Source organism: Saccharopolyspora kobensis (assembly GCF_900108315.1).
GTDB classification, from domain to species: domain Bacteria; phylum Actinomycetota; class Actinomycetes; order Mycobacteriales; family Pseudonocardiaceae; genus Saccharopolyspora; species Saccharopolyspora kobensis.
Map to the genome: position 1 here is coordinate 1 of NZ_FNVB01000024.1, position 5,233 is coordinate 5,233.

The 5,233-nt window shown below is 67.1% G+C and carries 5 protein-coding genes; all 5 read right to left on the minus strand.

The genetic code is table 11. The features are described from left to right. On the minus strand, nt 1-817 hold an 817-nt coding region (locus C4T78_RS35865), incomplete at its 3' end, for a peptidoglycan recognition protein family protein (protein ID WP_146075841.1). A gap of 8 nt (nt 818-825) precedes the next feature. After that, nucleotides 826-1,068, minus strand: a complete 243-nt coding sequence (locus C4T78_RS35870; RefSeq protein WP_093350569.1) for a DUF7201 family protein — start codon at nt 1,066-1,068, stop codon at nt 826-828. Nucleotides 1,069-1,085: 17 nt separating this feature from the next. Next, nucleotides 1,086-1,772 (minus strand): hypothetical protein, encoded by a 687-nt coding sequence (locus C4T78_RS35875; RefSeq protein WP_093350566.1) that lies wholly within the window; start codon nt 1,770-1,772, stop codon nt 1,086-1,088. Between the two features lie 10 nt (nt 1,773-1,782). Further along, the gene (locus tag C4T78_RS35880) at nt 1,783-4,275 is read right to left on the minus strand and encodes a hypothetical protein (protein ID WP_093350563.1); all 2,493 of its coding nucleotides are present in this window, start codon (nt 4,273-4,275) and stop codon (nt 1,783-1,785) included. Between the two features lie 2 nt (nt 4,276-4,277). After that, nucleotides 4,278-5,114, minus strand: a complete 837-nt coding sequence (locus C4T78_RS35885; protein WP_093350561.1) for a phage head spike fiber domain-containing protein — start codon at nt 5,112-5,114, stop codon at nt 4,278-4,280. Nucleotides 5,115-5,233 lie beyond the last annotated feature (119 nt).

Here is a 5,233-nt window from a genome sequence, read left to right on the forward strand (position 1 = left end):
CCCCGCCGGTCTCCAGCTCGTCCACCTTGCGGTGGAGGTCCTGGACCATGGCGTAGGTGATCGAGGCGCGCGCGACGGTGTCCATGAGCGCGTTCGCGCCGTTGGTCATGTTCGGGTCGCCCGGAATCCGGGACTTCTGGAGCGCGAGGAGCGCCGCGTGGATCTCGTTGAGGTCCCGCTGGGTCTCGGCCATGAAGCCCTGAACGGTCTGGGTGTTGCCGTAGGTGTCCTTCCACGGCGTATCGAGTGCCATGCTTTCGATCCCTCCCGGTGCTGGGGAGCCTCGTAGGTAGTTCTCGACGTGAGCCCGCTCGGTCTTCATGTCCAGGCCGTACGGGTCGATCTTGCGTGCCGGCGCCCACTCCTTGTGGCCGATGAGACGGTCCGCACCGAGCCCGTACGCCTTCAGCAGCGCGGCCGTACCGCGGCGGTAGGAGTCGAGCTGTTCGGCGGGCCACGGGTTACCGGCGGTGCCGGGGTGCTCGGCCTCGATGCCGATCAGGTAGCCGTTGCCGTTGGTTCCGACAGCGGGGTGAGAACCGGTTCCCGCGTGGTAGGCGAGGCCGGCGGAGATCACGTACCAGGTGCCGGAGCGACCCAGCCCGAGGTTGCACAGCGGGCCGTCGGTCGTGCCGTTCCCTTCCAGGACGACGCGCTCCGACGGGTAGTCGCCGGAGACCTTCGCGGATGTCGCGGTGTGGTGCCAGAGGACGCCGCGGACGCCGGACATCGGGCCGTGGCCCCGGGTCTTCCAGCCCGGGACCTCCACCACCTTCAGGCCGGCGTTCCGGAGAACGTCGGCGAGGTTGGTCAGCATCAAGGCGATCAGCCTCCGAATGCGGCAGCGATCGGACCCAGCTGGGGGATCACGGCCGCGATGGCGGCGGCCACGCCGGCGGCGGTCCAGACCCGGCGCTCCAGCGCACGGATACGGGTCTCGTGGTCGAGCTGGTTCGCCGTGGCGGTCGACAGCTGCGTGATCACGGTCGTGAGTTCCGTGCGCATCGCCCGAATGTCTTCGTGGACGTCGCGCAACGTGATCGCGGCCTCATAGTCTTCGTGGGGCATGCGGGGCTTCCCGGGGGTCACGCGACGGCGAACCAGAACAGCTGATTGCTCCGGGTCCACTTGGCGTCGCTCATGTTGATGGGGGTTTCCGGCGGGTAGGAGCGTCCGGGCTGGTACACGCTGTAGGGCGTGGAGTTGATCAGCGGTGCGGACCCTGCCGGAGACGAGCTCCAGGACGGTGGCGTTGTCCACGCCGTGCAGATGATGCACACGCCGATGGCTTCGCCGGCCGTGATCGCCACGCTGGGCAGGGTCCACGTCTTCAGACCGGTGGTGGTCACGTGCGCTGCGCCGAACGCGGTCCACTGCTGGACCAGGTTCGACGTGTTCGGACCCCGCAGAAACGAGACGTCGAACGTGCCGGAGGCGCCGACGGCTGCAGCGGTGACGCACATGCGGAGCTGCGTCGCGGTGAAGGTCTTCGGGCTGATCGTCGCGAACGCGGTCATGAACCCGTTGGAAGTGGATTCCGACCGGACGCTGTCCACCCGACGGCCAGTGCTCACACGGTCCCCGTAGAGGAGGAAGTCGCTGGCCTGGGTGAGGACGTTGTACTCCAGCGCGCCGATACGACTCGCGTGGCCAGCGATCGAGCTGGAGTTCGTGGCGATCGCGGACGTGTTGTCGTTGATCTGCGTCGCGTGGGCGTTCCACTCGGCTGCTGTGACGTTGTGGCCCGTCTCGAAGGTGGGCATGGTGGGCATGCGCGTTCTCCTATCCGAGGATCGTGGACTCGCCGAGACGCGAGTACGACGGGGAGCCGAGCTTCCAGACGCGGGCGGGCTCGATGACCTCGACCTGGTACGTGTCGCGGAGCCCGCCTTCGACGGAGAAGTCCCGCTTGATTCCGAGGATCTGGAGCCGGATGGACTCACCCATACCGTCCGGGTCGCGGACCTCGATCGTGTCTCCGAGCTGGATACGCGGGTCGCCCGGCGCCACGATGTCGTCGGTGACCGGGATCGGGCGTGAGGTGCGCGCGACGAGCTGGGTCAGCATCGCCGCTGTCTGCCATTCGTCCTGCAACCACGGGTTGTCCCGGAGCTCGATCACGCGCTGTCCGTACTGGGCGACTGACTCCGTGTCCCGGACGATCCAGGTCTTCGGCTCCTCTTCGACGACCGACAGCCCCTCGACGCGGAAGCGTGCGGAACCGTCGGGATTGACGAAGTGGTACGGGTCGTTCCAACCGTTGTCCAGGAACAACCGGATCATGTCGCGGGAGGTGAACTTCTGCTCGGAGTTCGGGTCGCGTGCGCCGTCTTGTCGCTGGATGAAGGTCGAGCCGGTGTACATCTGCCGACCGTGGCGGGGCGTGTACTGATCCCAGTACCCAGGAACACGGGCGCTCTGCGGGCCTGACTGGATCGTCGGGATGGTCCACGGGTTGACCGAAATGGCTTCCGGCGGTGCCAGGAGGAAGAACTCCTTTGCCGCCGGCGGTGCGTTGGGCGGGATCTCGAAGACCGCGGGAACGTACTCGTTCCCCGCCTTCCGGAGCGGGACACCGTCCTCGGCGAGGTCGTAGAGGATGTCCGGCGACGCTTTTCCGGACTGCGTCGTGACCACCCAGACGTTCCGGATGGCATCCGTGGAGTAACTGAATGCCAAGGAACCGAGGTCATCCACGGTGTACGTGCGCACCACAGACGCCTGTTTGTCGATCACATCCTGGTAATTCCAGAAGACGAACCGCCCGGCCTCGTCGAAGAAGACCGCGCCGTACTCGGCTGACGCGACGTCCTTCGCCAGGGTCCACGCTTCCAGGCCAGTTTCCCGGACGGTGTGGGTGAGCCGGTTCTTACCCCACGTGGCGGGAAACACTGCATTGCCCCGCGGGGTCACGTCGTAGGTGAAATCCTCCAGCGGCGGTTTGTTACGGCTGTTCCAGATCTTCACATCCGAGACGGCCCAGGTGTTGTTCACCTGGACGAGACCGGAGAACCGGTCGTTCCGATCGACAAACGCTCGGTTGGCCACGAGCTTGGGCGTGCCGCGGCGACCGTCGATCGTGGCGCGCATCCAGATATCGCCGGCACCGGGGCCGCCGTCGTACCACTTGAATGCTGCCTCGTAGTAGTGCCATCCCGGGGTTTGTGCTGGCAGAGACGAGAACGGACCGTTGATCGTCTCCCAGGTGCCGGAGTTCCACGAGTCGTTGTTGTACGAGGTGTTGTACATGAACCGGGCCATGCACGCGCCGTTGCTGGACTCCAGAGCGAGGATGAACCGGTGGGACCGAATGCGTAGCTCGATGGCGTTGACGTCCGCGTCCACGTCGGGACCCGCCCAGTAGAACCAGCCACCCAGGACCATTGTCGTGCTGGCAGTGCCGGCGACCCCGCGGCCCAACTCGTCGATCCAGAACTTGTGAAAGCCGGTCGCGGTCTCCGACGCGGGAGGGGCGTTGCGAGCGAGGTAGCCGAACGGACCTGCGCGGTAGGCCTCCGAGCGGGGGCCAGGGGCGAGGGACTCGGTCGGGTGGATTCCCTGGTCTCCGTCCAGCGTGCCGACCTCGGGGAGGATGCTCCCGTGGAACGGCACGCTGAGCACCGTGCCGGCCTGGTAGGTCGGTCCGTCCATGTAGGAGGGCCAGGTCATCCCGACTGGGCCGGCGTCGAAACCACCGGTGCGAGCTGCGAGGTCGATCAGCGCGCTGGAGTCGACGAGCTGTCCGCGCTTGTAGCCCTTCTGGAGGTGCGACTCCCACAGAGCGTAAGGCGGGAGGTCGACGGGTGTGCGGAGCTTCTCGACGTTGTCCAGGCACTGGATCTCGACATCTTCGGAGCCGCGCCGCGGGTTGGCGTTGCGAACCACGCCCGTGAACTGGGGGTAGTCCACCCAGCCGTTCACAGTCCAGACGGAGATCGTGTACTCCATGTCCACGCCCAGCTGGAGACCTCGCGCATAGAAGACGCTCCGAGCGTTGAACGGCGCGAAGTGGTGGGCGAGCGGGATACCGTCGAACTCGCCTGCCACCACCACGGTGAGCTCGGCCGCGGCGTAGCCCTCAGCGAGGAGGAGCTCCTCCGGGGCCGTGGAAGTGACCGCCTGGTCCCGGGAGGTGCTCGGGATGTACGGGGTCATGTCCGTGAGCGGGTGGTCCCAGGAGCCATCCCCGTCCCAGTCGACGCGTAGTCGGTGCTTGAAGAACCGCTCCGGGGCCGTGATCGCCTCTGCCGCGGCGGCGCCGCCGTGGGTCTGCACGGTCAAACCTCCAGAAGGGTCAGCTCAGGATCGGTGAAATGCCCGTATGGGCTGGGCAAGGTCATCGAGTCGACGGCCACGACCGGGGCGCCCCCTCCGGGGTTCCAGTCGCCGGCGACCGCTCCGACCTCGATCTGGGCGGCGGCCATGTAGAGCTCGGCAGCCCCTCGGTTCGTCATGAGCTGGAGTGCTCCGGAGAGACCCCACGTCGTCGCTCCCGGGGTGAGCGTGATCGAGAGCCGAGTCCAGGTGTTGGCGGCCAGCGTCACGACTGGGTTCGCCGTCGGGGTATTCAGGTCGCCGGTCGCGCCGTGGTGGTTCACGCCGAACACGGCGTCGTCCCCGGCGGGGGACATGACCCACACGGAGGCAGTCACCGTCTCGCCCGGGAAGACCGGGGCGGGGCTGTTGTAGTCGAGGGACATCGCGGCCGTGGTCCAACCGGACCAGAGCAGGGAGAGGCCGGGAACGCCTGCCGCCGACGGGTAGAGGGTGGAGGGCGTGGCGAAGCCGGTCATGAGCTCGATGCCGGACATGTCGCGTCCGCCGAACCCGAGGGAAGCGGCGGAGCGGGAGAGCCGATTCGGCATGAGATCGCCCAGGATCAGCCGGAGCGGCCCGGGGATGTGACGGCGATGGATCGCGTGAAGGAACCGCATCTCCGACGGCGTCCGATGACGCCACCGGAGCGTGTACGAGTCGGCGCTCCCGAGGTAGTCCACGGTGCGCCGACCCGTAATCGCGGTGTGCGTGCCGCCGAACCTCTGCGGGTCAATATCGATGTCGGTCAGCGGGTGGATCTGGACCAGCCCGCCGAGCGGACCCAGGTAGAGCGGCACGGGTCACCTCCGTTTGTTGCTTCGGTTTTCGTCGTTGACGACCTTCGTCAGGACCTGCCGCCCCCCGACGTCGAGCACGATTGACACACCGTCGAGTGCGGCGCGGATCGCGGCGGGGG